This is a genomic window from Clostridium folliculivorans, from assembly GCF_024341905.1.
Lineage (GTDB): Bacteria > Bacillota > Clostridia > Clostridiales > Clostridiaceae > Clostridium_AR > Clostridium_AR folliculivorans.
Map to the genome: position 1 here is coordinate 1 of NZ_BQXY01000033.1, position 607 is coordinate 607.

The 607-nt window shown below is 43.5% G+C and carries 2 tRNA genes and 1 rRNA gene; all 3 read left to right on the plus strand.

Annotation, left to right across the window (positions count from 1 at the left end):
• Positions 1–17: 17 nt before the first annotated feature.
• Positions 18–93 (plus strand) — tRNA-Ala (locus tag OCU55_RS23755).
• A 5-nt stretch (positions 94–98) separates the two neighbouring features.
• Positions 99–175: transfer RNA gene (locus tag OCU55_RS23760), tRNA-Ile, on the plus strand.
• Between the two features lie 321 nt (positions 176–496).
• Positions 497–607 (plus strand): 23S ribosomal RNA (locus tag OCU55_RS23765); the annotation flags it as partial.

The window sequence follows — 607 nt, forward strand, 5'->3', positions numbered from 1 at the left end:
ATTTAATATACACATATGGGGGTATAGCTCAGTTGGGAGAGCACCTGCCTTGCACGCAGGGGGTCAAGAGTTCGAATCTCTTTATCTCCACCATTTGTGGGCTTATAGCTCAGCTGGTTAGAGCGCACGCCTGATAAGCGTGAGGTCGATGGTTCGAGTCCATTTAAGCCCACCATTGTTCTTTGAAAATTGCATATAAGTTAAAGTAAAGATATTTACTAATCTTTGTAATAATAACTGATAAGAATGCACGCTAGTATTCAAATCAGTGACTGAGTTTGTGAAAAATCTGTATATGACTATGTTTCTGAGCACTTAAGTGTGAACAGTACATATATAAGTCAAACGCAGAATTTGTGTAACAAATTCGGAGTGGCATTAGAATCAAGCAATACGAGGAAGCGACCGAACGAGCCGCGGAGCTTGCTTTAAGCAAGTGAGCAGCGCAGTGACCGAGCTGACGAAGTAGTGCACCGATTATAATGACACGACATTAGGTCAAGCTACAAAGGGCGCATGGTGAATGCCTTGGCATCAAGAGCCGAAGAAGGACGTGACAAGCTGCGATAAGCTTTGGGTAGGCGCAAATAGCCTGTGATCCAAAGAT